The organism is Luteolibacter sp., from assembly GCF_039920825.1.
Classification (GTDB): Bacteria; Verrucomicrobiota; Verrucomicrobiia; order Verrucomicrobiales; family Akkermansiaceae; genus Luteolibacter.
On the sequence record NZ_JBDSCX010000042.1, the window covers coordinates 78,479 to 104,675 of the forward strand.

The following is a 26,197-nucleotide window of genomic DNA, read 5'->3' on the forward strand; positions in this document are numbered from 1 at the left end:
CGGCAAAGGACTTGTGACTGTCACATGCCACTGGCGGATCGTTCACTGACATTGGCCCGGCACTTGCTTAGAATGTGAACAACAGGACTGCTACGCCAAGGTGACACACGCAACAGTCCAAATGCAGATCATTCCAAATGAAACGGTTACGTGTCCTGAAACTCGGCTGGGAATTTCCGCCATTGATCAATGGCGGCCTCGGAATCGCCTGCCTCGGACTGTCGCGGGCACTGGCAAAAACCGTCGATCTAACTGTAGTCGTTCCCAAGTCGTCGCCCGATGCGGATTTCAAAGATTTCGATCTACGGGGGGTGAACCAGATCACGCTGGAGAAATTGAAAACCGTCGAAGGCCGCTACCGTTACGAGAGTTTCGCCCAAGTCCGAAACATTCCCGTTTTCCTCGATCCCTATGAGGAAGGCGAAACTGGCGCGGATCCCCTAGCAGATCTCGAATCGGCACCGTGGGCTGAGCAGATCTTTTCGGAAACCACCCTCCAGCAGCTCGAATCCTTCAAAGTCGGCGACCTCTACGGTCCGGATCTCGGCAGCAAGGTCATCGAGTTTTCGAAAATTGCCGCAAAACTCGCCCTGCTCGAGTCATTCGACGTCATCCACGCACACGACTGGATGACCTTCCTCGCCGGGGTCGAAATCAAGAAAGCCACCGGCAAACCTCTGGTTGTCCATGTCCATGCCCTGCAATACGACCGCGCCGGAATCGAAGCCCGCGGCTGGATTTACGACATCGAAAAATACGGCATGGAGCAGGCCGACCGGGTGATCCCTGTTAGCCAATACACAGGAGAGATCATCGCGCTTCATTACGGGATTCCATCGAGAAAAATACGCCCGGTCCACAATGGCGCCGACCCGGTGGACGCGTTCGCCACGAAGAAGAAATTTCCCGAAAAGCTCGTCCTTTTCCTCGGCCGTCTGACGTCCCAGAAGGGGCCGGAATTTTTCCTCGAAACCGCATCCCGGGTGATTGCGAAAAATCCCCATGTCCGCTTCGTCGTCGCGGGAACGGGCGAAAAGCTGCGTCCGCTCATCGAGTCCGGAGCGTTCCGCGGCCTTGGCGATCATTTCCATTTCACCGGCTTCCTCGACAAGGAAAAGGTCCACGACCTGCTCTCGATGACCGACGTTTACTGCATGCCGTCGGTCTCGGAGCCTTTTGGCCTATCAGCGCTGGAGGCCGCCCAATTCGGCATCCCTGCGGTGATTTCCAAGCAATCCGGAGTCGCCGAAGTGCTCAAGGGCGCTCTCAAGGCGGACTTCTGGGATGTGGAACTGATGGCGAAACATATCAACGATCTCCTAACTGACGACGCGCTCCGCGAACAGGTGGTCGAACAGGCGAAGCTCGACATCGCCGCCTCCACCTGGGACGCCGCGGCGGCCAAGGTGGTGAAAATCTATGAGGAATTGGTTAGCTAGTTCCCGTAAACCTATCCAAACCCATGCCCGACGTCTGTCTCTATTTCCAGGTTCATCAACCGAACCGGCTGCTGCCTTACGATTTTTTCCGAATCGGCGAGAACGCCGTGCACGAGGACGAGGCGATGAATATCGAGATCCTCAACAAGGTTTCGGAAAAATGCTACCTGCCGACGAACCGCATGTTCCAGCGGCTCATCGAGGAAAACGACGGACGCTTCCGGTTGGCTCTGTCCATCAGCGGCACCCTCATCGAGCAATTGGAACGCTACCGGCCGGACGTGCTGCAGTCGTTTCAGGATCTTGTCGCTTCGGGCGGAGTCGAGCTGTTGGCAGAAACCTACTATCACTCGCTGGCATTCGTCCACTCCAACAAGGAATTCGAACGCCAGGTCGATCTCCACTTGGAAAAGCTCGAGGAAGTCTTCTCCGTCCGTCCCAGGGTATTTCGCAACACGGAGCTCATTTACAACGACGCCATCGCGGCCAAGGCCGAAACCATGGGCTTCGACGGCATCATCGCTGAGGGCGTGGAGGAGAATCTCGACGGCCAATCGCCGAATTTCCTCTACCGCGCTCCGACCACCGCCCGAATCAAGACGCTGCTCAGAAACATCCCGCTTTCCGATGACCTCGGCTTCCGGTTTTCCGACAAGGCCTGGCCGGAGTATCCCCTAACTGCCGAGAAATTCGCCGCCTGGCTCGCCGATTGCGACGGCGACGTGGTGAATCTTTTCATGGACTACGAAAACATCGGCGAACACCAGTGGGAGGACACCGGGATCTTCGAATTCTGGGAATCCATGCCCGAAGCTGTTAGCGAGGCCGGCCTGCAATGGGTGACGCCGTCTGAAGCCGTCGAACTCTATCGGGCGTCCCGCGAATACAGCAGCCATATGCTGACATCTTGGGCGGATGCCGAACGCGATCTATCTGCCTGGATGGGCAACGTGATGCAACAGGAAGCCATCGCCAAGGTGCATCGCCTGGAGCAGGAAATCCTCGCGGTCAACGACCCCGCCCTCACCGACATGTGGGCGAAAATGCAGACGTCGGACCACTTTTACTGGATGTCCACCAAGGGCGGCACCGACGGCAGCGTGCATACTTATTTCACGCCCTACCCGAGCCCCTACGACGCCTACATCTATTTCATGAACGTCCTCGCCGACCTCCAAATCCGCCTGCGCCGCGCTCAGGAACAGACCGCTCTTGCCTAATCAGGCATCCTTTCCCGCTTGAATCTCCTGCGTCCTGCACCACGCTCCGCGATATGAAAATCCATTGGCTTTCCGCATGCCTGGCACTCGGATTTGTGGCCGAATCCAAAGCCGCCGGGTTCCAGCTAACGGATCAAAAGGCCGCGATCCAATCCTCCGCCGTCACCGAAGCCAGCGGCCTCGCCGTCTCTGCCAAGGACGACCACTTCCTCTGGACCCTCAACGACAGCGGCGGCACGCCCGATCTCCATCTCCTCAATCCCGACGGAGCGGACCGCGGGAAGGTCACGGTCACCAACGCAAAGAACATCGACTGGGAGGACATCGCCTCCTTCACCCTCGACGGAAAACCCTATCTGCTCATCGCCGACACGGGCGATAACAAGTCCGTGCGGAAATCCTGCACCATCCACATCGTGCGCGAGCCCAAGCTCCCGGCGGATGGCCAGAAAATCGAAGGCACCGTCGCCGCCGATTGGCACATCGACTTCACTTACGAAGGCGGCCCGCGTGATTGCGAGGCCGTGGCGGTGGATTCTATCAACCAGAAGATCATCCTCATCAGCAAGCGCACCACCCCTCCGGAAGTTTACGAACTTCCTTTGCGCGCGCTGGAAAAGAAGGGCTTGCTCATCGTCAAAGAAATCGGTCAGACCGCCGTGGAATCTCCGGTCACCCTCCCCTTTTACAGCCAACCCGTGGGCCTGGACATCACCAGGGACGATTCACTCGCCGCCGTGGTCACCTACTACGGCGTCTTCCTTTTCCCGCGCAAATCCGACGAGACCTGGGCCGATGCGTTTTCCCACAAGCCGGATTTGCTCGCACCGCACGGACTCCACCAAGCCGAATCCGTGGCATTCTCAAACGACGGAAAAACGATCTACGTCGTTTCCGAAGGGAGGAACTCGCCGATCAAGATCTATCAGCGTTAAAAATTACCGATCTTCGGTCGACCCGGGTTGACCGGAAATCAATCCGCCTTAATCCCCGCTTTTCAGCACCTTGATGAAGGCGTCTTGCGGGATGTTCACCTTGCCGAACATCTTCATCTTTTTCTTACCTTCCTTCTGCTTTTCCAACAGCTTGCGCTTCCGCGAAATGTCGCCGCCGTAGCACTTGGCGGTGACGTTTTTGCGCATGGCGGAGATGGATTCGCGGGCGACGATTTTCCCGCCGACGGCGGCCTGGATGGCGACGACGAAGAGGTGGGACGGGATGACGTCCTTGAGCTTGCCTGCCAGAACCCGGCCGTAGGATTCGGCCTTGTCGCGGTGGACGATGGTGGAGAACGCCTCGACCGGATCGCCGGCGATGAGCATGTCCATCTTGACCATTTTCGCGGGGCGGTAGCCGGAGTGTTCGTAGTCCATCGAGCCGTAACCGCGGGTCATGGACTTGAGGCGGTCGTTGAAATCGACGAGAATTTCCGATAGAGGAAGGACGCAGGAAAGCATGACGCGCATGTCGTCGATGGTCTCGGTGTTGGTGACGTCACCGCGTTTTTCGAGGACGAGCTGCATCATGTCGCCGATGTATTCGCCGGGGACCATGATGTAGACGTTCACGATCGGCTCGCGGATTTCCTGGATGACCTGGGCTTCAGGGAAAAGCGTCGGGTTATCGACGATCACCTCAGTGCCATCGGTGAGGGTGACCTGATAGATGACGGACGGATAGGTCGAGATCACGTCCATGTTGAACTCACGGCGGAGGCGCTCCTGGATGATTTCCATGTGAAGCAGGCCGAGGAATCCGCAGCGAAAACCGAAGCCTAGCGCGGTCGAGCTCTCCGAGGAAAACGTGAAGGCGGCGTCGTTGATCTGGAGCTTGCCCATGCCCGCCTTGAGTGCCTCGTAGTCGGAGGACTCGACCGGATAGATGCCGGAGAAGACCATCGGCTGGATTTCCTTATAGCCGGGAAGCGGCTCGGGGCACGGGTGGGTGTTGTCGGTGATGGTATCGCCGATCTTCGCCTCGTCGGCGGATTTCATGTTGGCGATGACGTAGCCAACATCGCCGGCAACGAGCTTTTCGCGGGCACTCATCTTGGGAGTGAAGACGCCGACTTCCTTGACCTCGTAGGTCTTGTTAGTATGCATCAGCTTCACCCGCTGGCCCTTTTTCACCGTGCCGGAAAAAACGCGGACGTAGGAAACGACGCCGCGGTAGGTGTCGTAGATCGAGTCAAAGACGGAGCAACGCAGGAGCTTGTCCGGATTTTCCACCGGAGCGGGAACGCGGGCAACGATGGCTTCGAGAATGTCCACAATGCCGATGCCGGCCTTGGCGGAAGCGGGAATCGCGTCCTCGCCGGGGATGGCGAGAATGTCTTCTAACTGCTTACGGCATTTTTCCACATCGGCGGCCGGGAGGTCGATCTTGTTGAGGACCGGGATGATGACAAGATTCTGCTCGTGGGCGAGATGGAGGTTGGCCACGGTTTGGGCTTCGACGCCTTGAGCTGCGTCCACCATCAGGATCGCGCCTTCGCAAGCGGCGAGAGAACGGGCGACTTCGTAGGAGAAATCGACGTGACCGGGCGTGTCTAGCAGGTTGAGCTTGTAGGTTTTTCCATCCTTCGCCTTGTATTCCATCGCGACCGGGTGGGACTTGATGGTGATGCCCTTTTCCCGCTCAAGATCCATGGAATCGAGCAACTGAGCCTTTTCATCGCGGACGGCCACGGTGTTGGTGGCACCCATCAGGCGGTCGGAGAGCGTGGTTTTCCCGTGGTCGATGTGGGCGATGATGGAGAAATTGCGTGTCAGCTTGGTGGACATGGGCGGAAAAAAACGTGGGCGGGGCGAGGGAAAGCAGGAAACCCGGGACAAGGCACGAAAAAACAAAGCCGCTCACCCCAGCTTGCGGCTGCGGCCCTTTTCATTGGTCGCCCCGCAAACCGGACAATCGACCGTGCGGACATGGCTGGTGTCCTCGAAAGCATGCAGGCAGAGGCGGCAAATGACGCGGTTCGCCAGCGAGCGTTTTTCCACCCGATTGTGCAGCGTCCGCGAGATCACCGCGAAAAACGGCACCAGCGCGAACGAGCCGAGCACCACGAAAAGCACGAAATCAGCGAGCGTCAGGTCCATCGACAGGTTGGTTGATAAATCCGACACTCAGCGCAATCCAGCGGACCGGCACTCCGGCTTCCGGCTTGAATGCCACCCGATGCAGCCACGCCTCCAAAGTATCGGCGGCCACTTCGCCACCTTTCCCCAGCGAAACGCACTCCGTCACTCCGCCTGCGGCATTCAGGCAAACGAGAAACCGCCACGAAGGCGACGACAGCTTGCCGTCCACCGCACCGTCGAATGCCGGCAAATTTTCCGGCAGGGCCTTCACTGCCATCGCCGACAACGGATAAAGCACGGGAGCCAGCTTGACCTTCGGAAGCTCCGGCGTGCCATCCGCGGCTGGCTTCCGTTTCGGGAAAAATGCTTCGCCGCGAGGAGCGAGGACGAGTGGCTGGACGAGGTTTTCATCCGGCAAATCCCGGATCTCCGGCACATAAGCCGGTGGTTGATAACGCGCCGCATCCATCGCCTTGCGCTCCACTTCCGCCAATCCTTCCCAACTCGAAAGCTCGAACCGCGACGGAAATGGCCCGCCCTCGCGAGCCCGCAACGTCAACGCCCGGCTCTGGGCGTCATCCCCGAGGTAAATCAGCGATGCCTTCTGCAGTGACGATTTTTCCGGCAAAACCAACCGGATTCGCACCGTCGTGACGAGCAAGGTGAACGCCGTTCCCGCGACGACCAAGGCGATGATTTTTGGAATCAGCGGACTCCCGCGCGTCCGCCAGTTGAACACCCACTCCGGGGAGTTCGCCAGTTTCCGGAGCCTGGTCGGGCTGTCCGTCATTTTTCGACCGGAGGTTTCGCCGGTGCGGTGGCAGGCGGAGTTTTGCCGACGATGGCCAGCCGGAATCCCTTGGCCAGCACCAGTTCCGTGATTTCACGTTCGATGCCCACCGGGGTTCCCGCGTCTGTTTGAAGCAGGACGATCGCCTTGGTCGTCGAGCCACCCGCCCGCAGCTTGTCGAGGCGTTCGGCCAGTTCCGCCTGCGTCACAGACTCCCTACCAAAATGAATGAACGGCGCGGGTTCGTGGGGGCTCAACGTCACCACCAGCGACTCCTGATAGCGCTCCATTTGAAACTTCGAAGGCGGCAAATCCACCGCCACGCCCGATTGCAAAACCAGCGACGGACCCAGCAGGAAAAACAGCTGCATCAGCGCGAAAATATTCAGGATCGGCACTGCGTGCAGGAACCCCGGGCGCTCCGGCAACGTCATTTCCAGCTTCATTTCACCGGTTCCTGCTTCGATTTCACCGGCTTCTTGTGACCCGTCAACTCGCCGCGGAAAGGCGCGAATTCCTCCTCCTCACGCGCATCCGCGATGAGATGAACCATCTCGATCCCCGCCCGCTCGATGCGATGCACCAGCCGTTTGGCCCGGCCGAGGAAATAGAGGTAAAACAAATAAAGCGGCACCGCCACCGTCAGCCCGATCACCGAGGTGATCAGCGCCATGAAAACCCCCGCCGAGAGTTCCGCCGCGCCGGTGAATCCGCCTTGATCGCTGACTTTTTGAAACGTGTCCAGCATCCCGACCATCGTCCCCAGCATGCCGACCAACGGAGCGAGCAAGGCAGCGCCAAGGATCGCCCGGATGTTTTTCTCGATCCGCGGGACCTCCATTTGCCCCGCCTCCTGCACCACATCCCGCAAATCCGCACGGCTCAGATAATAACGCAGCAACGCCGCGTGAGCCACCCGCGCCACCGGTCCCGGAGCGCGAGCCGCCTCATGCAGCGCCTCAGCGAATGCCCGCCGCCGGATATGATGCGACAGCCCAACCAGCAGATTTCCCACATTGATCCGCGCCCGGTGAAAGAAAAACATCCGCTCCACCACGCAAACCGACCCAATAAACCCCAATCCCAGCAGCACCCACACCAGCGGGCCGCCCTGCTCGATCAGGCCGGAAGGTTCAATCAATCCCAAAATCATCTGGGCAAAACTAAGCCCCGGATCAACTCGCTGGCGAGCAACAAAAGCAGTCGTCAAAATAGGCAGGACAAGTCTGATAAGACCTGTTTCTCCAAAACTTCCCCACCCCGTTTTTCAGCTTTTCAGGATTTCCGCTTTGCCCCCATCATCCCGGCCATGCTTCACATCACGTCCGCTCTCAAAAAACTCCTGCTCCAGAAATCCGTCCGCACCGGCACCTTCACCCTCGCATCGGGCAAAGAGAGCGACCTTTACATCGACTGCCGTATGACCGCGCTCGACCCGTTCGGAGCCAACCTCATCGGCGACCTCGGCTGGCACGCCGTCCGCTCCAAGATCCATTCCGAGCACCTCAAGATCGACGCCATCGGCGGCATGACGCTCGGTGCCGATCCGATTTCACTCGCCGTCGGCATGACCTCCGTCATCCGCCACCCTGCAGAAGCACTTCAGGTTTTCACCGTCCGCAAGGAGCCCAAGGGCCACGGTGCTGGCAAGCAGATCGAAGGAAATTTCAAATCCGGCGACAACGTCATCGTCGTCGATGACGTCATCACCACCGGCGGCTCCACCCTCAAGGCCATCGACGCCATCGAGCGCGAAGGCGGAAAAGTCGCCTTCGCCCTCGTCCTCGTCGATCGCGAGGAAGGCGGCCGCCAAGCCATCGAAGCCCGCGGCATCCACGTCATCTCGCTGTTCACGCGGAGCACGCTGCTGGACGAGTGATCCAACTAACTGGAGCGCGGAATTTATTCCGCGCAAATCTCCAAATCCCCATCCCCAAGATGATCGTTCCGCAATATTGGGCAGAAGGCCGTGTGCAGCATCGCAAGGCGGGCAAGCAGGTTACTGTCCGCCGTTTCGGCTGGTCGGATGCAAGTCAGGCAGAGGCTCAGACGAATGCGGACCAAAGAACGGAAGAAGCGCTCCAAAATTTGCTCTCAGGTGCCAAGCTTCCACGAAGGGAGCCGAAGATTCCCTATAACGGAGCTGATGGAGTTCCCATTCGCGAGGAAATTCTCGATCAACGTGGCGAAACGATCATCACCCGAAATTCCTACGGCGCCCAGTGCCTGAACACGCCGAACGTGTTTTTCGCCGACATCGATTTCGACAAGCGATCTGAAGAAAGTTGGACGATCGTTATCGCGCTGGCTCTGCTAGGCATTGCGGTGACAGCAGGAATATTCACCCGCAGCATCGCCACCGGCATCATAATGGCTGTAATTGCCATCTTCCTTTGCGAGAAAATCGGCAGATTCATTCATCGCTTCAAAGAAAAAAATCCTGAAGAGGACTTGCGGATTTCTCGTGATCGAATTCAAAAACTCATCGACAAGAACCCTGCTTGGAATCTTCGAATCTACCGCACTCCCGCCGGCTTGCGCGTGCTCGTCACCCATCAGCTTTTTGATCCAGGTGATCCCGCAGTGTCAGAATGCTTCAAGGAACTCCGCACCGATCCGGTCTATCGCCAGATGTGCCTCAGGCAGAAATGCTTCAGGGCCCGTGTCAGCCCCAAACCCTGGCGCATCGGCATCGGCGACCACATGCGCCCCCGTCCGGGAACATGGCCGGTCAAGGAACAGCACATGCCGGTTAGAAATGCATGGCTCGCGAGATACGAAGCGGCGGCAGGTTCATTCGCTTCCTGTACTTTGATCGAGAGTCTGGGCAGCGGAGTGATTCATCCCGAGGTTCTCCCCGTTCAGGTGTGGCACGATGAACTGAGCCGCGCCACCAGCCAGCTTCCCATCGCATGAAAACACCTTTGGCAGTTTTCCCGGCGGGACTGCACGAATCGCATCACTTACAACGGTTCCGGTTTGCAAGGAACCGTCTCATCCGGCAGCCTTTACATGGTTATGAAGCAACTTCCCGTCTTCCTCCTCTGCATCGCCAGCCTCCACGCCGCGCCGATTTGTGAGCTCGCATTCACCAAGGAGGAAACAGCCCTGCCGGTGGCTAACAAAATCATCGTCTCCCCGGATGGCCGTGGGAAAATCCAATTGTTGCCGATCGAGAACATCCGGAAGGACATCGACGTTTTCGAACCGCATCGCGCGCTGCTTTTCACCAGTGGAATGCTGACTCCTTACGTGGCTTACGCATCCGAGTCCGGAAATCTGGGAAACCTCGGTGCGTGGTCGGGGTCGTCCCGCTACGCAGTGATGTTCACTGGCCAGCACAATCAGCAGTATATGGCGGTCATCTATCCGAAAGATGGTGCGTTGCTTGGCAAGGAAATCGACATGGCGCCCTTGTGGGCCTACGGCGAGAAGGAATTGAAGTGGGACATGAAGGCCATGGCTCACGATGCCATTCTGGAGATGATGCCGGGAGAGAACGATACCGTGACCTGCCTCTACTGGCGCACGGCTAACGGAAAATCCTTCGCTGTCCCGGTTTTCATCAAGCTCGGCGAAAAGGACGGGGACATCCACGTGGAATTCGTATTTGGCAAACCCACCTGGGTGGACAGGGATGAAAAGCCCGCTCCAACACTTGCGGAACTTGGGTATAAATGATCCGCACCGCCCTGGTTCTATCAGTTATCCTGTGTGTTGGCTGCGGAAAGAAAGATTCCCATGCGAAGGGCGAACGTTTCGTTCCTGCATCGGATCCGGCGTTGCTCTATTCGGGCCGCTGGGATCGGACGGATCCCGCGCGGCCGAGGGCGTCGTGGCCGGGATTTTCCGTGAGCACGGATTTCCAAGGACAGGCGATCCAAGTGCGGATGAATGATTCCGGGAATTATTACAACGTCGAGGTGGATGGAAAATTCCAGCAGGTGGTCGGCGGGCAGCGTGGCTCTCATCTCACCTACCTGCTGGCGGACAATCTCGGTGAAGGCATTCATCGCGTGCGCTTGCAGCGGAGGAACATCAATTTCAACGAACCGACGGAGATCGAAGGTTTCGTGGTGGACGAAGGCGCGCGGCTCACCCTGCCGGAAAAATCACGGCGCAAGCGCATCGAATTCATCGGCGATTCCTACACGGTGGCGGAGGGTAACGAAGCCGTGGCGGCGACGCTGCCTTGGGAGAAAAAATACCCGGTGACAAATTTCGCCAAGGGGTATGCCTCATTGTTAGGCGATGCGATGGACGCGGATGTCATCGCCGTTTGTCGATCCGGATCCGGCGCGCTCTGCACCTGGAAGGGCGAACGCGAACATCCGATGGGCGAACGCTACGGTTGGACCCAGATGGAAAGCCCGACGCCAGCATGGACCTTTGACGAACCCGCCCCCGACCTCGTGGTGATCAGCCTGGGATTGAATGATCGCAACGGGCTAAAGGGGCCTGACGGAACAGTAAGTCCGGAGGCTTCCGCGGAATTTCGCGAAGCCTACCGACGGCTCATCGCTCAAGTTCGCCAGCGCCACCCGAAAGTGCGGATCGTCGAGCTCAGCCCGTTTCCGCCGTGGGCGCGGGAAAACATTTCCGCCGTGGTGGCGGCTGAGAAGGCGGCCGGGAACACCGACGTTTTTTACGCGCAGTTCGACGAATTCCCCGGCGGTTATGTTTCCGACGGCCATCCCACGGTGGAAACCCATCGGAAAATGGCGGCGCAGATCCTCGATCAGCTCAAGCTGCTAGGTGTGGCATCTGATTCAGGTGCCTTGCGCGAGCCGTAGGAAAATCGCGATTTCAACGAAAGGATCGGTCCTTCGAAACAGGTCCAACTGAGCCACGCGAGAATCAAGGAAGCCGTGGTGGCGGAGGCGGTGTAACACAAGGTCGCGGGCCATCCGGTGCCGAACACGCGGGTGATCCAGCCGTCCCACAGGAAATATTGCCAGACTGGTTTCAGCGCGTGGTGATAGACGTAGATTCCGTAACTGTATTTCCCCAGCCAACGCAGCACGGGAGTCGCGAAGATGTCGCTGCGCAACGGGCCGCTGGCACCGCCGGCGGCGAGTCCGACACACGCGGTTCCCAACACCAGCGCCAGGCTCGGCTCCATGAACGACAGGTCCAGAAACGAACCGTCTGCCAGAAAAGTACGCTCCAGCAGCAGGAGCGCTCCCGACACCACCGCGCAGGGAATCAGCAGATGATTGAACTTCGGCCACGCGCCGGGCATCCGCCAAATGATCGCCAGCCAGCCGCCCGCGGCGAGCACGCCGAGGCGTCCCAGCGTGGAAACATAGGTGGCACGGTTTCCTGCGGCAAAGGCTTCGGGGTATTTTGGATCGCCGCCACCAAACAAGTAGGGAAGCACCATATAAACAAACGGACTGGCAACCACCAACACCACACAAAGCCGCTTCAGATATTTCACCGGCGTCAGATAGACCAACAGAGGCCAGACCAGATAGAACTGCTCCTCCACGGCAAGCGACCAGAAATGGCCGAGCCCGACCCACGTCGGCGAGGCCAGCCAATCGCCTTTCACCGCCATGCCGATATTGGACGCGTAAAGCCAATACCACGCCATGGAATCATTTCCTGTTAGCAAAGGACGATCCTCCGGTGTGATGAAAATCACGGTCAGCGAGGAGACGGCGAGCAGACCGTAGTAGAGAGGGAAAATCCGCAGAGCGCGGCGCAAATAGAAGACGCGGAAGTAGGCGGGGCTGGTTTTCGAATCGATCAGAATTCCGGTGATCAGGAAGCCGCTGAGAACGAAGAACAGATCCACGCCGAGGTAACCGCTGTGGAGAAACCGGGAGGTCGGAGTGTTGGTTCCCAGATTGTTGCCAACCACGATGAAGTGGCTGAGCATGACCAGCAGGATGGCAAGCCCGCGGATGCCGTCGAGGCCCGGAAGATGGCGGCGGCTTTCGCCGGGACTCGGATGGCGGGTGATATCGAGGGCCGTCATAGGGCGGCGGTGGCGCTTTCCGATGGCGGGGAGAATCCGATTTTTCTCAACAGATACGGCAGGATCACCTCGCGGCACGCCTTTTCGTTAGGGTGAATGCCGTCCGGAGCATACGTCTGCCAACGCGCGGGCTGATGGGCAATGATGTCCCGCCAGACCGCGGTGAAACTGATCAGACGGCAGGAGGCTTCCTTCGCCACCACCCGGTAGCCTTTCTGATAGTCTTCAATGCGGGAACGCTTGGTGAACGCGGTGCCGGTGGGTGGATTCATGACCATCACGATGACATCGCAATAAGGCCTCTCGCGGCGGATCGTGAAAATCATTTCCCGCAGATTCTCCATCGACTCGCGGACGCTGAATTTCGACTCGACGAGGGCATCGTTCATCGAGAACTCGATAAAGACCGTATCGGGTCGTTGGCTGAGGACGCGTTTGGATAGATTGGCAACTCCCCAGCGCGAATCCTTGCCACCACCGGCCGCATTGATGATCCGCAGTTTGTTGCCATAGGAGGCGCGCAACGTGCTTTGAAGTTCGGCCGGCCACGCGGCATTCGCGGTGAGACTGGTGCCGTAAACCACGATTTTCTGGCTGTGTCCCTGCTCCAAAGCGGTGAGAAAATAGGCATCCGACACCTCGGCCGAAAGCAGGCCCGGGATGAGTGCGATCGCCAGAGCGGCGAGAATTTTCGGAATGGAAGCCATGGGCGGCGGGTGGCGGCAGGTTATGCACGGATCGCGCCGTGGCAAGCAAATGGAAGCGGCGGTGGCCTGCCGAACAGACGTCCGATAAAATGATTTGCGAAATCCGGCAGGCTGGTCTTGTCTCTCGGCGCTGTCAGGGGCCGTGGAGGTTCGGCAAGCGAACCCCGCCAGGCCTTGATCGGAGCAACGGTAGTTTGTCCGGACTTGCCGCGGATTCCCTGGCGGCACTTTTTTGGCCTAGAGCTGGTCGACGAGAGTTTCGGCAATGCCGGCGGCGGCGGATTCCGTTTCCGCGAGCTCCACTCTCCGTGACCGGCGGAAGTCGGGTGTGAAGACGACTTTTTCCAATTCGCGAACGGCGGCCGGCTGTGAAAACGCCAAGTCAAGCTCGCGGTTGATGCGCATGCTCAGGGTGTCGAGATTCGCCGATCCGGCACAAGCCCAACCGTCGCAGATCATGACTTTCATGTGAGTCATTTTCGGATAGCGGAAAACTTTCGCTCCCGCGCGGATAAGCGTGTTTGCGGTGGCGAGATTTCCCGCATCCATGATGGGCGAATCACCTGAGGCGGGAAGAATCACCCGCACGTCCACTCCGCGTCCTGCGGCAGCGGCGCAGGCGGAAACGATGTCGTCATGGCCGAAATACGGGGTTTCAATCCAGATCCGTTTGCGGGCTCCGCGAATGGCTAACAGTGTGGCGTCGAGGATGTCATAGCGACTCTCCGCCGGATCCGTTCGCAGAATCCGCAGCGGGATGCCCTCGGTCACCGGCTTATGACGACGGAAAATCCTTGGTTTGCGGAACAAGGCGAAATCCCCGGACGGCCCCGCTTTACGCCACGCGCGGTTGAACTCGCGGGCCAGCGAGCCGACCACGGGACCTTCGACGCGGACCATGAGATCATGCCACTCCGAGTAATACTCTCTGCCGATGTTCATGCCACCGAGGATCGCGGTGCGCCGATCGAAAACGAAGAGCTTGGTGTGATCGCAAGCCAACCAGGGATTGAGCGTGCGGCGCACTTTCACCTTCGAATGATTCGTTAGATAATCCTCCATATCGGAAGGCGGAACAAACCCCGGTTCCCCGAGCGTCGCGGGCGAGGCGGTCCACGAAAACGTGCTGCCGAAGTCATCGAAAAGCACGCGCACCCGAACTTGCGCCGCTCGGTTTTTCAGAGCATCGGCATAGCGGACGCCGATGTCGTCGTTGTCGAAAATGAAAACCTGGGCGTCGATGGAGCGCGTTGCCGACGCGAGTTGCCGATCCACTTCAGGGAAAAATCCCGGACCGTCCACCAGCCATTTCAACGATCCCGACTCGGCGGCGGGGAAGTGCTTGCGATCCAACAGTTTTTCGAACTGCCATGTTCCGGGCACATCGGGAAGGGCGGCTTGGGATGGCCAATCAAAGGGAAGATTTCCAACAATGATTTCCCGCGGACGCTGCCAGAGCGTCACGAGGCCAAGCTTGAAGGTGGTGACCGGTTGACGAACGGCCGCGACCGCTGTCGCTCGAAATACCGCCCTCGCGATGTTTCCACTGCTGCTGATCACGTCCGTGGCTTGGGCGGCCCGCTCCGACGTCTGTTTGCCATTGGATGGGACGTTGGCGCAGGACGACGAGAGGAGCACCATTCCCCAGAGACTCCACTGAAGGCGATTTGAAATACTGCCCGTTAGCATCAATCTGAACTATGCACCCATGCCATGTCGTGGCAAGGAAACCTTCGGCAACAGGCATCCGCATATTTTAAGGTGCAATGGCGGGGCCCGTGGCTATGTTCAGGACATGGCGGAAAATCCCCGGCCCGAAAACACTCCTCCGGACGAACCGATCGAAAATCGGCAGACCCTGAAAACCACCCGCCGCCAATTTTGGCTGATTTCGAAGGCTTTTTTCGCATCGGAACGACGGCGCAAGGCGCGGGGTTTCCTGATCTCCTTGCTGTTGCTGGCGCTTGCCACGGTCGCCGTCCAAGTGCTGATGAGTTATGCGGGGGCCGCGTTCATGACAGCGCTCACCAAAAAAGATCCGGTCGCGTTCTGGCACACGCTTTTGAAATACGTCGGCACCATCGTCCTCGCGATTCCCATCGGCGTTTACTACCGCTGGGTCGAGGAACGGCTCGCTTTGCTATGGCGGGAATGGATGGCGCAGCACCTAATCAAACGCTATTTCAACAACCGTGCCTACTTCCGGCTGCGAGGATCGGAAAGCGTGGACAACCCCGACCAACGGATCAGTGAGGACGTTAGAAATTTCACCACGAGCTCGCTTTCATTCCTCCTGATCGGCTTGAACTCGCTGATGACGCTTATCGGATTCATCGGCGTGCTGTGGCTGATTTCCGGAAAGCTCGTCGCCATCATGGTCGTATACGCCATCGCCGGCACGGCCATCAGCATCATGATCGGCCGCAAGTTGGTTAGACTGCATTACCATCAATACGAGAAGGAGGCGGATTTCCGCTACGCCCTCGTCAGAGTCCGCGACAATGCGGAGTCGATCGCGTTCTACCGCGGAGAAAAGCGCGAACATCTGGATTTGTTCAACCGGCTGACCGCGGCGGTGGCCAACATGCGCCTCATCATCATCCGGAACCGGAACCTCGGATTTTTCACTAACAGCTACAACTACCTTGCGCTGGTTCTTCCGGTGGCGGTCGTCGCGCCGATGTTCATGCGTGGCGAGATCGAGTTTGGTGCCGTCACCCAGGCGGCAGGAGCGTTCGGAACGGTGCTGACCGCGCTCTCGCTGATCATCACGCAGTTCGGTGGATTGAGCGCCTATCTGGCCGGCGTACAACGGTTGGGAAGCCTTTGGGATCAACTTGACGAGCACGACGCGGAGGAAGAGCGGATCGCCTACGAAAAAACCAACAAGCCCGAGGAAAACAGCCGGATCGTGAGGCTCGAGGGCCTGACCATTTGCACTCCGGTGGTCATGAGAACCCTCGTGGAGAAACTATCATTCGAACTCCACTCAAACCAAAGCCTCATCATCATGGGGGCGAGCGGCACCGGAAAAAGCTCTGTCCTCCGCACCATCGCCGGACTATGGCCCGGTGCCTGCGGATTGCTCGAACGCCCCGCCGCCGACCAACTGATGTTCCTTCCCCAGCGTCCCTACATGGTGGAAGGCTGCCTGCACGATCAATTGCTCTATCCCTATCCGGACCGGGGAGCCACCGACGAGGAGATCCTCGCGGTGGTGGAGAAGGTGAATCTATCTGATATTCTCGAACGCGTGGAGGGCGATCTGGGTCGTGTGGTGGACTGGAACAACATGCTGTCGCTCGGCGAGCAACAGCGGGTGGCCTTCGCCAGATTGTTCCTGCGCAAGCCCAAGTTCGCATTCCTCGACGAAGCCACCAGCGCGCTCGATGAGGAGAACCAGGAGCAATTATACCGAATGATCCGGGAATCCGGTATTGGCTTCATCAGCGTGGGGCACCGCGAGACGTTGATTCCGTTTCATGACAGGCTCTTAACATTGGATCGCTCCGGATCGTGGAAAATCGAGGACGTTGCGGATCATCCCGCCGAATCCTGAATGTCATTTCGCGCGGATGGCTTCATAAACCACCATGCCGGAAGCCGGGACAGAAAGTGAAAGCGGGCCGTCCGCGGCGATGTCAGGCGCGCGCGGTTGTTTTTCCGCACCCGTCGTTAGAACCGGATGCAGCAACTTTCCCGCGCTCTTCAACGTTGCGGGAAGTTTGATTTGATTCGTTCCATCCGACGTCACCCGATCCTCGCCGGACGCGTTCAACACCACCACGGCAAAGGATTCGCCGTCTTCCGAAGCTCGCGCGAAGGCGAAGACCCCATCGTCGTTAGAACTCGATCCGCTGTCCACCCACAGCGGGATCAGCTTGCCAGTTCTCAACAGCGGCAGCTTGGCTCGCAACGAGGCCAGCTTGGAAATTTCCTTGAAGCCCGCCGAGGACGCCACGTCGGCCATCGTCGGCCCGCCTTTTTGTCGATAGAACATCATCCGGCCCGTTTCACCGTCCTCACCGGGTTTTCCCCTACCGTCCAGCAGATCAAACTCCGTGCCGTAATAAAGGCAGGGAATACCCGGCAATGTCATCAACAGGCCTTGGGCAAGGCGGTTACGCTCGGCCGTGATTCCGTGGACCCGGAAACGGTTAAGCCCGTCATGATTCTCGATGAACGTGACGGCTTTCTGTTGGGCGTTCAGCCCGTCCGGGCCGGGGTTGGGATTATAATAGGGCCTCGCCTTGGCCCCTGTTCCGGTTCGGGTTGCAAGAGATTTCTCCAGCTTGGCGGCAGAACCATACTCCGCGCCGGGATGCCGCAGGTAATTACGGGCATTGAAACAGAAATTGAAATCCAACACGGAATCCAATCCCGGCTCGTTGCTTCGAGGCCAGTCGCTGCGCCACGTGTATTGCCCGAGACGCTCGGGGTCTCCGTCATAAACTTCTCCGAACAGGATTTTTCCCGCAGCAGCAGGCCCGAGACGTTTCCTTAGGCGGCTCGTGAACGCATCCCAGAATTCCGGATGCACGTGCTTGACCGTATCGATCCGCAAGCCGTCCACGCCCACGGTGGTCAGGTAGAATTGATAGATCTCCACGAATTCATCAACGAGGGCATCGAAATTTCCGCCTTTCGGATCGGTCCAGATGTCGCGCAGGGAAAAAAAATCGCAAGTCACCTCTTCCCCATCGCTTTTGCCGAGGCTGTCGGGTGAAAATCCTTTGCGACCGTAACTATCGAGTCGCGCGAGCGTTCCTTTGGTGGCGATCGGAACGCCTAACAAATTCCTCGGTCCATCCGGCTGGGCCTTTTCAATGTTCCATTTCGGTACGTCCGCCCACGCGGAATTCGCGTAAAATCCGTTCTTTTTGAAAGGCTGCACCCACTCGTCCTTTTGCTCCATGTTGAAGGTGCCGTCACCATTGGCATCGTAGTAGAACACCGGACCCGCATGATTCATGACGACGTCCTGGATCACCTTGATGCCCTTCGAATGCGCCAGTTTCACGAAATCCCGGTAGTGCTCCATCCGGCCCTCCGCGTCATCCGAATAGGACTCTCCCGTCAGGCCTGTCCTGCTGACAAGGTGCGGATCGATATCCAGCCAATCCTGAGTCCAATATCCGTGATACCCGGCCTTCCAGCCGCCCAAGTCATACCCCGACCGCCAGACGTTCCGCACCACCGGCGTCAGCCACAGCGCGGTGATTCCGAGCTTGTTGAAATAGCCCGACTGAATCGCCTTTTCCAATCCCCTCAGGTCTCCGCCCATGTAATGGGAAATATCTTCCTGAGCGGCATCGTAGAGCGCCGGATCGCTTCCGGCGGGAACATTGTTCGCCGGATCTCCATCGGAAAAGCGGTCGGCCATCGCGAAGTAAATCACATCGTCACTCCACGGACGGCCATGGACCGACACCACCAACAGCAGCGACACGCAAAGGGCTCTAATACACACGATTCCATATGTTTGTGCGGGTCCGACGGTTGGTCAATTTCCAAGCGAAACCGGACGATCCGGGGCCGTCTCGATGGGGATATTTCCATTATCATATGATAACAACTTGATTAGAACCCAATCAATTGCAACATTGCTTTTGCACTCGACGGATTCGGGCCCCATGTTGCTACATCACCGCCATGAACATGATGAATAAGCCCAAAAACGACGGATTTACCCTGGTAGAATTGTTAGTAGTCATCGTGATCATCGCCTCGTTGGCCGCATTGGCGCTGACGATCGGACCACGGATGCTGGCCCGCGGGAAAGCGACCGTATCCATGGAAAACATGCGGCAGATCAGCCCATTGCTGACGATGTATGCGACGGATCATTCGATGAAGCTTCCTCCGATCCTCGGGCCGGAGACCAAGCCTGACGGAACGGTTCAAAACGTCCAATGGAACGAAGTCTGCCTCGCCTTGCTCTACCCGACCACCGACCCGGCCGATTTCAAAAACAAGGCGTGGTGGGACAAAAACAAGGCCATCCTCAGAAACCCGCTTCTCGAAGAAGGAAAAGGGTGGGCGCCTCTCAACCCCGGCTATGCGATGAATGAGATGATCGCTGAAAACATCGCGGCAGCCAACCCCGATATCGGTGCCCCCGGGGATACACTGGCGATGAGTGTTCCCATGTCGATGATCACCGATCCGAGCCACACTCCGTTGATCGCTCCGTTCAACGACTATCACTACCGCTTCGACGATGGCCAGATCAGCAGTTTCAGCGGTCCTCTGAAAGTTTTGCTGTCAGAAGGAAAGTTCCCGATCTTGTTCGTAGACGGTCACATTGATGTGATGACACCTACCGAATACAAGGATCGCCAGCTTGCGAAAATGCCTTTGGACCCTTCGAAGTAATCTCGGAGTCCGGTCGCCGGGGTTGTCACGGCGACGTCAGGACCGTTGTGAACTTCTGATAGGCTGCTTCCCATTCGGCGGAATTTTCAGGCGCGTAGGTTTTAAAATCGAAGGACCGCCTGATCAATTCCCGGCCCGCTTTGTAATCCGGCAAAAGGCCCATCCCGATCATCTGGGTGATCACGTTTCCGCAGGAGGTCGCTTCGACCGGACCGGCAATCACCTCGATGCCCAGCGCATTCGCCGTGGCTTGGCTGAGCAGTTCGTTTTGAATACCGCCACCGCCGGCGTTCAAGCGCTTGAAATCGCGTCCTGTTAGCTTCCGGATGCGATCAAAGACCATGCGGTATTTCAATGCCAGTGACTCGGTCGCCACCCGGAGAACCTCGCCTTTTTCGACCGGCACCGGCTGCCCGGTTCTCTCGCAATAAGCGCGGATCTTGTCCGGCATTTGCCCAGGACTCGCGAACGAAGCATCATCCGGATCGATGAATGCGGTGAATGCCGTCGCCTCTGAGGCGAGACTCGCCATCTCGGCATAGCCCAGTTTTTCCCCATCCAGATCCCACTGACGTTTGCACTCCTGGATCAGCCAGAGTCCGCCGATGTTTTTCAGAAAACGGACACTTTCATCAACTCCCAGCTCATTGCAAAAACCAAACTCCAGGGCCTCGGGAGAAGTAATCGCCTCGTTGGATTCGACTCCCATGATCGACCACGTTCCCGACGACAGCCACAGGTTTTCATTCCCGGTCATGGGAATGCCAGCGACAGCGGCGGCGGTGTCATGACATGCGGTGGCAACCACCGGAATTCCTTTTCGCCCGACGACATTGGCGACCTCGTCGCGGATCGGGCCCAACACCGTGCCCGGAGCAATCACCTCGCCGAAAATGGCGCGCGGCAGGCCCAGGGCATCGATCACTTCCCAGGCCCAGTCGCCCGAACGGGCGTCCAGCAATTGCGAGGTCGAGGCGATGGTCCGCTCGACCGCCTGTCGGCCGGTCAGCCAGTAGGCCAGCAGGTCCGGAACGAAAAGAAGCCGCTTTCCATTCCGCAGTGCCGCACTGTTCTTCCTCACTTCCGCGAGCAGATGAAGCGAGCTGTTATAGAAATTCGTTTTGATTCCGGTCTTCGCGTAAACCTCCGTCTCCGGCATGATGCCATGCATGATTTCGGCCATCCCTTCGAATCGGGGATCACGGTACTGATGCGGCATTCCTAACAACTCACCATTTTCATCGATCAATCCGAAATCACATCCCCAGGTATCGATGCCGATGGAAACTATCGCATCACCATGCCGCTCCACCGCGCGGCGGATGCCTTCCAGGATTTCCCGATAGAGTCCGACGATGTTCCAGAACGATCCTCCGGGAAGATCGGTTCCCGGATTGTCGAAGCGATGGACGTCCTCAAGTTCCAGTGTTTTGAAATCAGTCCGGGCGGCGATGACGCGGCCGCTGCCCGCACCCAAGTCCACTGCGATGAATACTTTTTCGGAAGTCATGTTTCGAATCACATCGTTTTTCATCGCCTATCCGGATGCAACCCGAAATCCACGGGCGATTTCATTCCTTGCCAGCGGGGCGCGCTTGGTTTGGGCTGCATCAGGTTATTCCCGCCATGTCCTCCACCACTACGATCAAGGTCCGACTCTCGGTAATGATGTTCCTGCAGTTCTTCATCTGGGGCGCGTTCTTCGTCCCGATGGGTGGCTATCTCAGCGAGCTTTTCAAAGGCCGCCAAGGGTTGAACACGATCATCGGACAAAGTTACGCGACCCACAACTGGGCGGGATTGATCGCTCCGTTGTTTGTCGGGCTTGTCGCCGATCGTTTTTTCAATGCCGAGCGCGTGAACGGCGTGCTCCATCTGGTGGGAGCCGTCCTGCTCTATCACTGCTCGACCGTCGCCGAGCCCGGGACATTATTCTGGTCGCTGTTGGCCTATTTCCTCTGCTACATGCCGACACTTGCCTTGGTGAACACGATCACTTTCCAGCATGTCGAAAGCAGCGAACGGGATTTCCCCCGCATCCGGCTGTGGGGAACCATCGGCTGGATCGTCGGCTGCCTGGTGATTGCGGAATCGTTCTTCGGACTGCTGCCATTTCCGATCCTGCCGGGTATCGACCACGCCGGTGCCACGTCGTTTCCCATGAAACTGGCGGCGGCGGTGAGCCTGATTTATGGCGTTTACAGTTTCACGCTTCCCCCATGTCCTCCGGGCGGCAAGGGCACGCCTGTCAGCATCGGGAAATTGCTCGGATTGGACGCCTTGAAATTGTTCAAGGACCCGGCGTTCGCGGCGTTTGCATTCTGCTCGTTCCTCATCTGCATCCCGCTGGCGTTTTATTATGCGAGCGCCTTCGATTACATCGGCAAAGTCGCCTTCGGGGAAAAAGCCGGCGGCGTGATGGCGCTCGGCCAAGTCAGTGAAATCGTCTTCATGGCATTGGTGCCGTTTTTCTTCCGCAGGTTGGGAGTGAAATGGATGCTTCTCACCGGCATGCTGGCGTGGACGCTGCGATATTCCCTCTTCGGCGAAATGCTCTCCGTGCCCTCAATGCTCGTTCTCGGCATCATGTTGCACGGGATTTGTTACGACTTCTTTTTCGTCACCGGCCAACTCTATACCGACCGCAAGGCCCCTGCGGAAATCCGTGCATCCGCCCAAGGGTTGATCGGCCTGCTAACTTACGGAGCGGGAATGCTCGCAGGCAATTACATCCTAGGTTGGTGGGGCGATCACATCGCCCTCGATCCCTCTACCAGCGAAGGCTGGCGGGTGGGAGCCAAAGCATTCTGGCTGATGCCAGCCGGGATTGCCCTCATCGTTGCCGTGATTTTCGCGGTCTCCTTTCGCGATCACAGTGCGGACAGCAAAAATCCAAAAAACCCCTGAAAATGCACACTCCCATTCGAGTTCTTTGCGTCGGGGCCGGTCACATGGGCCGGTCACATGCTCTGGCCTATCAGCAGATTCCCGGTTTTGAAATCTGCGGGATTGTCACCCGCTCACCGGAAAGCCGCGCCGCTTTGAATGTCGAGCTGGGCGGAAATTACCCGGAGTTTTCTGATTTTCACGAAGCGCTCTGTTTTTCAAAACCGGATGCCGTCGCGATTTCCACCTATCCGGACACCCACGCCGAATATGCCGAAGCCGCTTTGGAGGCTGGCTGCCACGTATTCATCGAAAAGCCCTTGGCGGAATCCGTCAAGGCGGCGGAACGGATCGTCGCCAAAGCGACAGCAAGCGGACGCAAACTGGTGATCGGCTACATCCTCCGACATCACCCGAGTTGGATTAAATTTATCGAAGTCGCGCGAACCCTCGGCAAGCCGCTCGTCATGCGGATGAACCTCAACCAACAATCGTCCGGCGCGAATTGGGAAACCCACAAGAACCTGATGTCGTCCATTTCACCGATCGTCGACTGTGGTGTTCATTACGTCGACGTGATGTGCCAGATGACTCAAGCCAAACCCATCCGCGTCTCCGGAATCGGTGCCCGGCTGAGCAGTGAACTTCCCGCAGGAAAAATCAATTATGGACAACTCCAAGTCACCTTCGACGACGGATCCATCGGCTGGTACGAAGCCGGCTGGGGACCGATGATGAGCGAAGTCGCATTCTTCGTCAAAGACGTCGTCGGACCTGAAGGCTGTGTCTCCATCGTCGCCGACAACGCAAGCCAGGACGGCCAAAGCTCGAACGTCAACGCACACACACAAACCCAGGCGCTCCGGCTTCACCACGCAAAACTGGCAACTGATGGCACGTTCTCCCGAGCCGACGAAATCCTCCAACTCGCCGACGAACCTGATCATGACGAGCTCTGCCACCGCGAACAGGTGTTCTTCCTCAATGCCATTCACAACGACCTCGATCTCAGCCAACACATGGCCGACGCCGTCACCTCGATGAAGATCGTCGCCGCCGCGGACGAAAGCTTTCGCACCGGCCAAACGATTTCGCTATAGCCCGCTTGCCCATTGGCGTCATTCAAGGTGAGCCACTAACCGCTTCGGATTCGTCGCGAAAATTGAGCATTAGCGACCGTTTAAAAAACGGTAAGGACCCAACGGTTCCGCTGAATTTGTAAGATCTACTCCACCTGCGCGACCGCGAGGGCGGCTCCGATGTTGACGCGCATGGCGTCGCCGTGGGGAAGGACTCTCGGGGCCTCGGCGATGAGGGTGGAATCGACATTGATAATTTTCAGGCCCACGGAATTCCGCGGAAAGTGAACCTTGCAACCGGTTCCCGGCGGATCATTTTAACAAGAGTCCTCCGCTTGTCTCATCCACCCATCCTCAAACCCTCATGAAAATCCTCCGCCTTTTGCTTTTGGCCGCCTGCGTCACATCGATGGCTCCGGGCGCCTCGCTGGAACTGGATGGCGATCTGAGTTGGGGAATCACCGAACCCCAATGCACCTTCACCTTGCAGGGTGACCTCCGCAACATCACGCCGACCGGCGAGTCCAACACCCTGAAACTGGTGCTTTGGGCGACGCCCGAGGCCTATCCGTCCCCAGGCCGCGCCGTAGCCGAATACTTCGTGGGCCGTCTCAAGGCGGGAGCGGCATTCTCCGATTTCAAGATCCGGACGCGGGCTATCATCCCGGATCTTACCGGCGATTTTCATTTCACGCTCACCGTGCGGGAGGAGACGACCGAAAACGATTCGGGCTGGGCGGACCGGCTGATCCTGCCGGGTCCCGTCATGAATCTCACCCACGGCGATTTCACCGACCAGCGGAAGTGGCAACCCCGTGAACGGAAAGTCTCGGCTCCGCCGAAAGATCTCGTGGATGGCCAGGAGTTCGTTTTCACCCCCAAGGCTACCCTCCTGCTGAATCTCCTGCCGGTGGAAGGACGGATACCGACGCGAGTCCGTGTCGGTGTTAGAAACCGGGTGCGGGTGACATTCGACGGCCTAACTGATCCAGCCACCTACACCTACGGGAAAAAACCGGGCAGTCTCAACGACGAGGTGGCGCCAAGCGCCCGTTTCAAGTTGGATCAAAAGATCTCCGGCAGCGACAGCGACACGACCGGGTCCGACTACATCCTCTACTTTCAGGGAAAGGCGTCCGGCACCTACAAAAGCACGCAGCAGGATACTTATGGGAAAATCGTGACTTGGGGAACCTTCACGTTCGCCAAACAGCCGTAAATTCGACCTGACCGCACGGCACCCTGCCGGTGGCTGAAAAGCGATCCTCCGGCGGATTCGAAGCTTTCCGGGAGAGAGACGGCGCTACATTTCAACACGGGTCCACCTGCGCGACCGCGAGTGCGGCGATGCCTTCCTTGCGCCCGATGAAACCCATCGTCTCATTGGTGGTGGCCTTGATGCCGACGCGTTCGGGCGGGATGCCGAGGGCGGCTCCGATGTTGGCGCGCATGGCGTCGCGGTGGGGCAGAACCTTCGGAGCCTCGGCGATGAGGGTGGAATCGACGTTGATGATTTTCAGCCCGGCCTCGGCGGCGAGGTCGCGGCATTTTTCGAGGATCCTGAGCGAGCAGATGTCCTTGCACGCGGGATCGCCGGGCGGGAAATAGAACCCGATGTCCGGCTGGCCCATCGCACCTAACACCGCATCGGCGATGGCGTGGCAGAGGACGTCCGCATCGGAATGGCCGGCGAGGCCGTGGGTGTGCGGAATGGTCACACCGCCTAACACGAGCGGGCGGTTTTCCGCGAATTGATGAACGTCGTAGCCGATGCCGGTCATGGAAGAGGTTGATGGTTGGGAGTTGATAGTTGATAGCGAAGAGGAAGCGATGGGCGACGAGGGATCTTCCTCTTTCCATCAACTATCAACTATCCACCATCAACTTCTTCAAAGAATTTCCTCCACCGGGATCAGGCCGTTGGTGGCGACGATGGAATAGGCGTCGTCGTATCCGGCGATGGGTGTTAGATCAACTTTGCCGCCTGCGGTTTCGACGAGCAGTTGGCCGGCGGCGATGTCCCAGAGGGAAATGCGGGACTCGATGTAACCGTCGAGGCGGCCGCTGGCGATGTAGGCCATGCCGAGTGCGGCGGAACCCATCATGCGCATTTTGCGGGCGCGGAGCGATGCCCGGTGGAAACGATCGACGCCGGTACGGAGCGAGTTTTCGTCCTTACCGCTGCCGACGTAGAGGATGGATTCGGCGAGGGTCTCGCGCTTGCTGGCTTGGATCGTTTTGCCGTTGAGCATGGACGGGCCGCCTTTTTCGACGCTCCAGGTTTCGCCGACCATCGGGTCGTGGATGACTCCAACGACGATTTCCCCGCCGACACGGAGGGCAATGGAGACGCAGAAATGCGGAATGCCGTAGTAGTAATTCACGGTGCCGTCGATGGGATCGACGATCCACTGGCGATCGGAGGCCTGATTGCCGGCGATGCCTTCCTCGCCGTAAAGCGCGTCGCCATCGCGGGCTCCTAGCAGAATGGCGGTGATGAGTTCCTGGGACTCCTTGTCGAGCGCGAGCTTGATGTCGTGATCGGAAGCTTCATCGACGACGGTATCGGTGCCGAAGTGTTTGCGCAGGAGCTTGCCCGCTTCAAGGGCGGCGTGGATGGCGAGTTCGAGGTCGGTCATGA

At 58.3% G+C, this 26,197-nt stretch carries 25 protein-coding genes and 1 other RNA gene; 13 read left to right on the plus strand and 13 right to left on the minus strand.

All coding sequences use genetic code 11. From position 1 onward, the window contains the following. Window positions 1–137 precede the first annotated feature (137 nt). The 3 genes from ABIQ96_RS12785 to ABIQ96_RS12795 are packed head-to-tail and all read left to right on the plus strand — an operon-like array spanning window position 138 to window position 3,594. A complete protein-coding gene (locus ABIQ96_RS12785; protein ID WP_348214988.1) occupies window positions 138–1,439 on the plus strand; it encodes a glycosyltransferase in 1,302 nt (433 codons plus the stop codon). Between the two features lie 23 nt (window positions 1,440–1,462). Then, window positions 1,463–2,659 (plus strand): glycoside hydrolase family 57 protein, encoded by a 1,197-nt coding sequence (locus ABIQ96_RS12790; RefSeq protein ID WP_348214989.1) that lies wholly within the window; start codon window positions 1,463–1,465, stop codon window positions 2,657–2,659. Between the two features lie 53 nt (window positions 2,660–2,712). Then, window positions 2,713–3,594, plus strand: coding sequence for a hypothetical protein (locus ABIQ96_RS12795; protein ID WP_348214990.1), 882 nt, complete (start codon window positions 2,713–2,715; stop codon window positions 3,592–3,594). A 48-nt stretch (window positions 3,595–3,642) separates the two neighbouring features. Here ABIQ96_RS12795 and lepA read toward each other — a convergent pair whose 3' ends face one another. From lepA to ABIQ96_RS12820, 5 genes are all read right to left on the minus strand, one after another. Beyond that, window positions 3,643–5,442 carry a translation elongation factor 4 gene (gene lepA, locus ABIQ96_RS12800; protein WP_348214991.1) on the minus strand — a complete coding sequence of 600 codons (1,800 nt, stop codon included), beginning with the start codon at window positions 5,440–5,442 and terminating at the stop codon, window positions 3,643–3,645. Window positions 5,443–5,514: 72 nt separating this feature from the next. Beyond that, window positions 5,515–5,754: a hypothetical protein gene (locus ABIQ96_RS12805; RefSeq protein WP_348214992.1), complete on the minus strand. Its 240-nt coding sequence runs from the start codon at window positions 5,752–5,754 to the stop codon at window positions 5,515–5,517. Next, window positions 5,735–6,526: a hypothetical protein gene (locus tag ABIQ96_RS12810; protein WP_348214993.1), complete on the minus strand. Its 792-nt coding sequence runs from the start codon at window positions 6,524–6,526 to the stop codon at window positions 5,735–5,737. Before ABIQ96_RS12810 ends, ABIQ96_RS12805 begins: the two co-directional genes overlap by 20 nt. Then, window positions 6,523–6,972, minus strand: a complete 450-nt coding sequence (locus tag ABIQ96_RS12815; RefSeq protein ID WP_348214994.1) for a biopolymer transporter ExbD — start codon at window positions 6,970–6,972, stop codon at window positions 6,523–6,525. Before ABIQ96_RS12815 ends, ABIQ96_RS12810 begins: the two co-directional genes overlap by 4 nt. Next, window positions 6,969–7,667 (minus strand): MotA/TolQ/ExbB proton channel family protein, encoded by a 699-nt coding sequence (locus tag ABIQ96_RS12820; RefSeq protein WP_348214995.1) that lies wholly within the window; start codon window positions 7,665–7,667, stop codon window positions 6,969–6,971. The genes ABIQ96_RS12815 and ABIQ96_RS12820 overlap by 4 nt, the downstream gene beginning before the upstream one ends. A 168-nt stretch (window positions 7,668–7,835) precedes the next feature. Here ABIQ96_RS12820 and pyrE point away from each other — a divergent pair, with 168 nt between their 5' ends. The 4 genes from pyrE to ABIQ96_RS12840 all read left to right on the plus strand — a co-directional run bounded on the left by pyrE (window position 7,836) and on the right by ABIQ96_RS12840 (window position 11,319). Next, window positions 7,836–8,405 (plus strand): orotate phosphoribosyltransferase, encoded by a 570-nt coding sequence (pyrE, locus tag ABIQ96_RS12825; RefSeq protein WP_348214996.1) that lies wholly within the window; start codon window positions 7,836–7,838, stop codon window positions 8,403–8,405. A gap of 59 nt (window positions 8,406–8,464) precedes the next feature. Then, the gene (locus ABIQ96_RS12830; protein WP_348214997.1) at window positions 8,465–9,442 is read left to right on the plus strand and encodes a hypothetical protein; all 978 of its coding nucleotides are present in this window, start codon (window positions 8,465–8,467) and stop codon (window positions 9,440–9,442) included. A gap of 102 nt (window positions 9,443–9,544) precedes the next feature. After that, on the plus strand, window positions 9,545–10,207 hold the full coding sequence (locus tag ABIQ96_RS12835; RefSeq protein WP_348214998.1) for a hypothetical protein: 663 nt from the start codon (window positions 9,545–9,547) through the stop codon (window positions 10,205–10,207). Next, window positions 10,204–11,319: an SGNH/GDSL hydrolase family protein gene (locus ABIQ96_RS12840; protein ID WP_348214999.1), complete on the plus strand. Its 1,116-nt coding sequence runs from the start codon at window positions 10,204–10,206 to the stop codon at window positions 11,317–11,319. The genes ABIQ96_RS12835 and ABIQ96_RS12840 overlap by 4 nt, the downstream gene beginning before the upstream one ends. On the opposite strand, the gene ABIQ96_RS12845 is transcribed toward ABIQ96_RS12840, so the two are convergent. Both ABIQ96_RS12845 and ABIQ96_RS12850 read right to left on the minus strand, forming a co-directional pair. Further along, window positions 11,265–12,509, minus strand: coding sequence for an acyltransferase (locus ABIQ96_RS12845; protein WP_348215000.1), 1,245 nt, complete (start codon window positions 12,507–12,509; stop codon window positions 11,265–11,267). The genes ABIQ96_RS12840 and ABIQ96_RS12845 overlap by 55 nt on opposite strands. Beyond that, complete coding sequence (locus tag ABIQ96_RS12850; RefSeq protein WP_348215001.1) at window positions 12,506–13,216, minus strand: SGNH/GDSL hydrolase family protein; 711 nt, start codon at window positions 13,214–13,216, stop codon at window positions 12,506–12,508. Before ABIQ96_RS12850 ends, ABIQ96_RS12845 begins: the two co-directional genes overlap by 4 nt. Window positions 13,217–13,347: 131 nt before the next feature. Between ABIQ96_RS12850 and ffs the strand changes: the two genes are divergently transcribed. Next, window positions 13,348–13,443: signal recognition particle sRNA small type (gene ffs / locus ABIQ96_RS12855), an RNA gene on the plus strand. 10 nt (window positions 13,444–13,453) lie between these two features. Here ffs and ABIQ96_RS12860 read toward each other — a convergent pair. Beyond that, window positions 13,454–14,857 carry a phosphatidylserine/phosphatidylglycerophosphate/cardiolipin synthase family protein gene (locus ABIQ96_RS12860; RefSeq protein ID WP_348215002.1) on the minus strand — a complete coding sequence of 468 codons (1,404 nt, stop codon included), beginning with the start codon at window positions 14,855–14,857 and terminating at the stop codon, window positions 13,454–13,456. 154 nt (window positions 14,858–15,011) lie between these two features. On the opposite strand from ABIQ96_RS12860, the gene ABIQ96_RS12865 reads away from it, so the two are divergent. Next, on the plus strand, window positions 15,012–16,775 hold the full coding sequence (locus ABIQ96_RS12865; protein WP_348215003.1) for an ABC transporter ATP-binding protein/permease: 1,764 nt from the start codon (window positions 15,012–15,014) through the stop codon (window positions 16,773–16,775). A 3-nt stretch (window positions 16,776–16,778) separates the two neighbouring features. On the opposite strand, the gene ABIQ96_RS12870 is transcribed toward ABIQ96_RS12865, so the two are convergent. Continuing rightward, window positions 16,779–18,686, minus strand: coding sequence for an alpha-amylase family glycosyl hydrolase (locus ABIQ96_RS12870; RefSeq protein ID WP_348215004.1), 1,908 nt, complete (start codon window positions 18,684–18,686; stop codon window positions 16,779–16,781). A gap of 188 nt (window positions 18,687–18,874) precedes the next feature. On the opposite strand from ABIQ96_RS12870, the gene ABIQ96_RS12875 reads away from it, so the two are divergent. After that, the gene (locus ABIQ96_RS12875; protein WP_348215005.1) at window positions 18,875–19,591 is read left to right on the plus strand and encodes a type II secretion system protein; all 717 of its coding nucleotides are present in this window, start codon (window positions 18,875–18,877) and stop codon (window positions 19,589–19,591) included. Between the two features lie 25 nt (window positions 19,592–19,616). Here ABIQ96_RS12875 and ABIQ96_RS12880 read toward each other — a convergent pair whose 3' ends face one another. Next, on the minus strand, window positions 19,617–21,101 hold the full coding sequence (locus ABIQ96_RS12880) for a rhamnulokinase family protein (RefSeq protein WP_348215006.1): 1,485 nt from the start codon (window positions 21,099–21,101) through the stop codon (window positions 19,617–19,619). Window positions 21,102–21,217: 116 nt separating this feature from the next. Here ABIQ96_RS12880 and ABIQ96_RS12885 point away from each other — a divergent pair, with 116 nt between their 5' ends. Both ABIQ96_RS12885 and ABIQ96_RS12890 read left to right on the plus strand, forming a co-directional pair. Then, window positions 21,218–22,498: an MFS transporter gene (locus tag ABIQ96_RS12885; RefSeq protein ID WP_348215007.1), complete on the plus strand. Its 1,281-nt coding sequence runs from the start codon at window positions 21,218–21,220 to the stop codon at window positions 22,496–22,498. Window positions 22,499–22,500: 2 nt separating this feature from the next. After that, window positions 22,501–23,577 carry a Gfo/Idh/MocA family oxidoreductase gene (locus ABIQ96_RS12890; RefSeq protein WP_348215008.1) on the plus strand — a complete coding sequence of 359 codons (1,077 nt, stop codon included), beginning with the start codon at window positions 22,501–22,503 and terminating at the stop codon, window positions 23,575–23,577. Window positions 23,578–23,702: 125 nt separating this feature from the next. On the opposite strand, the gene ABIQ96_RS12895 is transcribed toward ABIQ96_RS12890, so the two are convergent. Further along, complete coding sequence (locus ABIQ96_RS12895; RefSeq protein WP_348215009.1) at window positions 23,703–23,825, minus strand: hypothetical protein; 123 nt, start codon at window positions 23,823–23,825, stop codon at window positions 23,703–23,705. A 95-nt stretch (window positions 23,826–23,920) separates the two neighbouring features. Here ABIQ96_RS12895 and ABIQ96_RS12900 point away from each other — a divergent pair, with 95 nt between their 5' ends. Beyond that, window positions 23,921–24,775, plus strand: a complete 855-nt coding sequence (locus tag ABIQ96_RS12900) for a hypothetical protein (RefSeq protein WP_348215010.1) — start codon at window positions 23,921–23,923, stop codon at window positions 24,773–24,775. A 91-nt stretch (window positions 24,776–24,866) separates the two neighbouring features. Here the strand turns inward: ABIQ96_RS12900 and ispF are convergent, their stop codons facing one another. Together ispF and ABIQ96_RS12910 are read right to left on the minus strand one after the other, a co-directional pair. After that, complete coding sequence (gene ispF, locus ABIQ96_RS12905; RefSeq protein WP_348215011.1) at window positions 24,867–25,337, minus strand: 2-C-methyl-D-erythritol 2,4-cyclodiphosphate synthase; 471 nt, start codon at window positions 25,335–25,337, stop codon at window positions 24,867–24,869. 108 nt (window positions 25,338–25,445) lie between these two features. After that, entirely contained in the window at window positions 25,446–26,195 is a 750-nt protein-coding gene (locus tag ABIQ96_RS12910; protein WP_348215012.1) for an inositol monophosphatase family protein, read from the minus strand. Window positions 26,196–26,197 lie beyond the last annotated feature (2 nt).

Coding starts and splice junctions, on each gene's coding strand:
- ABIQ96_RS12835 (WP_348214998.1), top strand. CDS start 9,545: ATGAAGCAACTTCCCGTCTTCCTCCTCTGCATCGCCAGCCTCCACGCC.
- ABIQ96_RS12830 (WP_348214997.1), top strand. CDS start 8,465: ATGATCGTTCCGCAATATTGGGCAGAAGGCCGTGTGCAGCATCGCAAG.
- ABIQ96_RS12810 (WP_348214993.1), bottom strand. CDS start 6,526: ATGACGGACAGCCCGACCAGGCTCCGGAAACTGGCGAACTCCCCGGAG.
- ABIQ96_RS12795 (WP_348214990.1), top strand. CDS start 2,713: ATGAAAATCCATTGGCTTTCCGCATGCCTGGCACTCGGATTTGTGGCC.
- ABIQ96_RS12860 (WP_348215002.1), bottom strand. CDS start 14,857: ATGGTGCTCCTCTCGTCGTCCTGCGCCAACGTCCCATCCAATGGCAAA.
- ispF (WP_348215011.1), bottom strand. CDS start 25,337: ATGACCGGCATCGGCTACGACGTTCATCAATTCGCGGAAAACCGCCCG.
- ABIQ96_RS12815 (WP_348214994.1), bottom strand. CDS start 6,972: ATGAAGCTGGAAATGACGTTGCCGGAGCGCCCGGGGTTCCTGCACGCA.
- ABIQ96_RS12845 (WP_348215000.1), bottom strand. CDS start 12,509: ATGACGGCCCTCGATATCACCCGCCATCCGAGTCCCGGCGAAAGCCGC.
- pyrE (WP_348214996.1), top strand. CDS start 7,836: ATGCTTCACATCACGTCCGCTCTCAAAAAACTCCTGCTCCAGAAATCC.
- ABIQ96_RS12805 (WP_348214992.1), bottom strand. CDS start 5,754: ATGGACCTGACGCTCGCTGATTTCGTGCTTTTCGTGGTGCTCGGCTCG.
- ABIQ96_RS12890 (WP_348215008.1), top strand. CDS start 22,501: ATGCACACTCCCATTCGAGTTCTTTGCGTCGGGGCCGGTCACATGGGC.
- ABIQ96_RS12885 (WP_348215007.1), top strand. CDS start 21,218: ATGTCCTCCACCACTACGATCAAGGTCCGACTCTCGGTAATGATGTTC.
- ABIQ96_RS12910 (WP_348215012.1), bottom strand. CDS start 26,195: ATGACCGACCTCGAACTCGCCATCCACGCCGCCCTTGAAGCGGGCAAG.
- ABIQ96_RS12865 (WP_348215003.1), top strand. CDS start 15,012: ATGGCGGAAAATCCCCGGCCCGAAAACACTCCTCCGGACGAACCGATC.
- ABIQ96_RS12850 (WP_348215001.1), bottom strand. CDS start 13,216: ATGGCTTCCATTCCGAAAATTCTCGCCGCTCTGGCGATCGCACTCATC.
- ABIQ96_RS12785 (WP_348214988.1), top strand. CDS start 138: ATGAAACGGTTACGTGTCCTGAAACTCGGCTGGGAATTTCCGCCATTG.
- lepA (WP_348214991.1), bottom strand. CDS start 5,442: ATGTCCACCAAGCTGACACGCAATTTCTCCATCATCGCCCACATCGAC.
- ABIQ96_RS12900 (WP_348215010.1), top strand. CDS start 23,921: ATGAAAATCCTCCGCCTTTTGCTTTTGGCCGCCTGCGTCACATCGATG.
- ABIQ96_RS12840 (WP_348214999.1), top strand. CDS start 10,204: ATGATCCGCACCGCCCTGGTTCTATCAGTTATCCTGTGTGTTGGCTGC.
- ABIQ96_RS12875 (WP_348215005.1), top strand. CDS start 18,875: ATGATGAATAAGCCCAAAAACGACGGATTTACCCTGGTAGAATTGTTA.
- ABIQ96_RS12880 (WP_348215006.1), bottom strand. CDS start 21,101: ATGACTTCCGAAAAAGTATTCATCGCAGTGGACTTGGGTGCGGGCAGC.
- ABIQ96_RS12790 (WP_348214989.1), top strand. CDS start 1,463: ATGCCCGACGTCTGTCTCTATTTCCAGGTTCATCAACCGAACCGGCTG.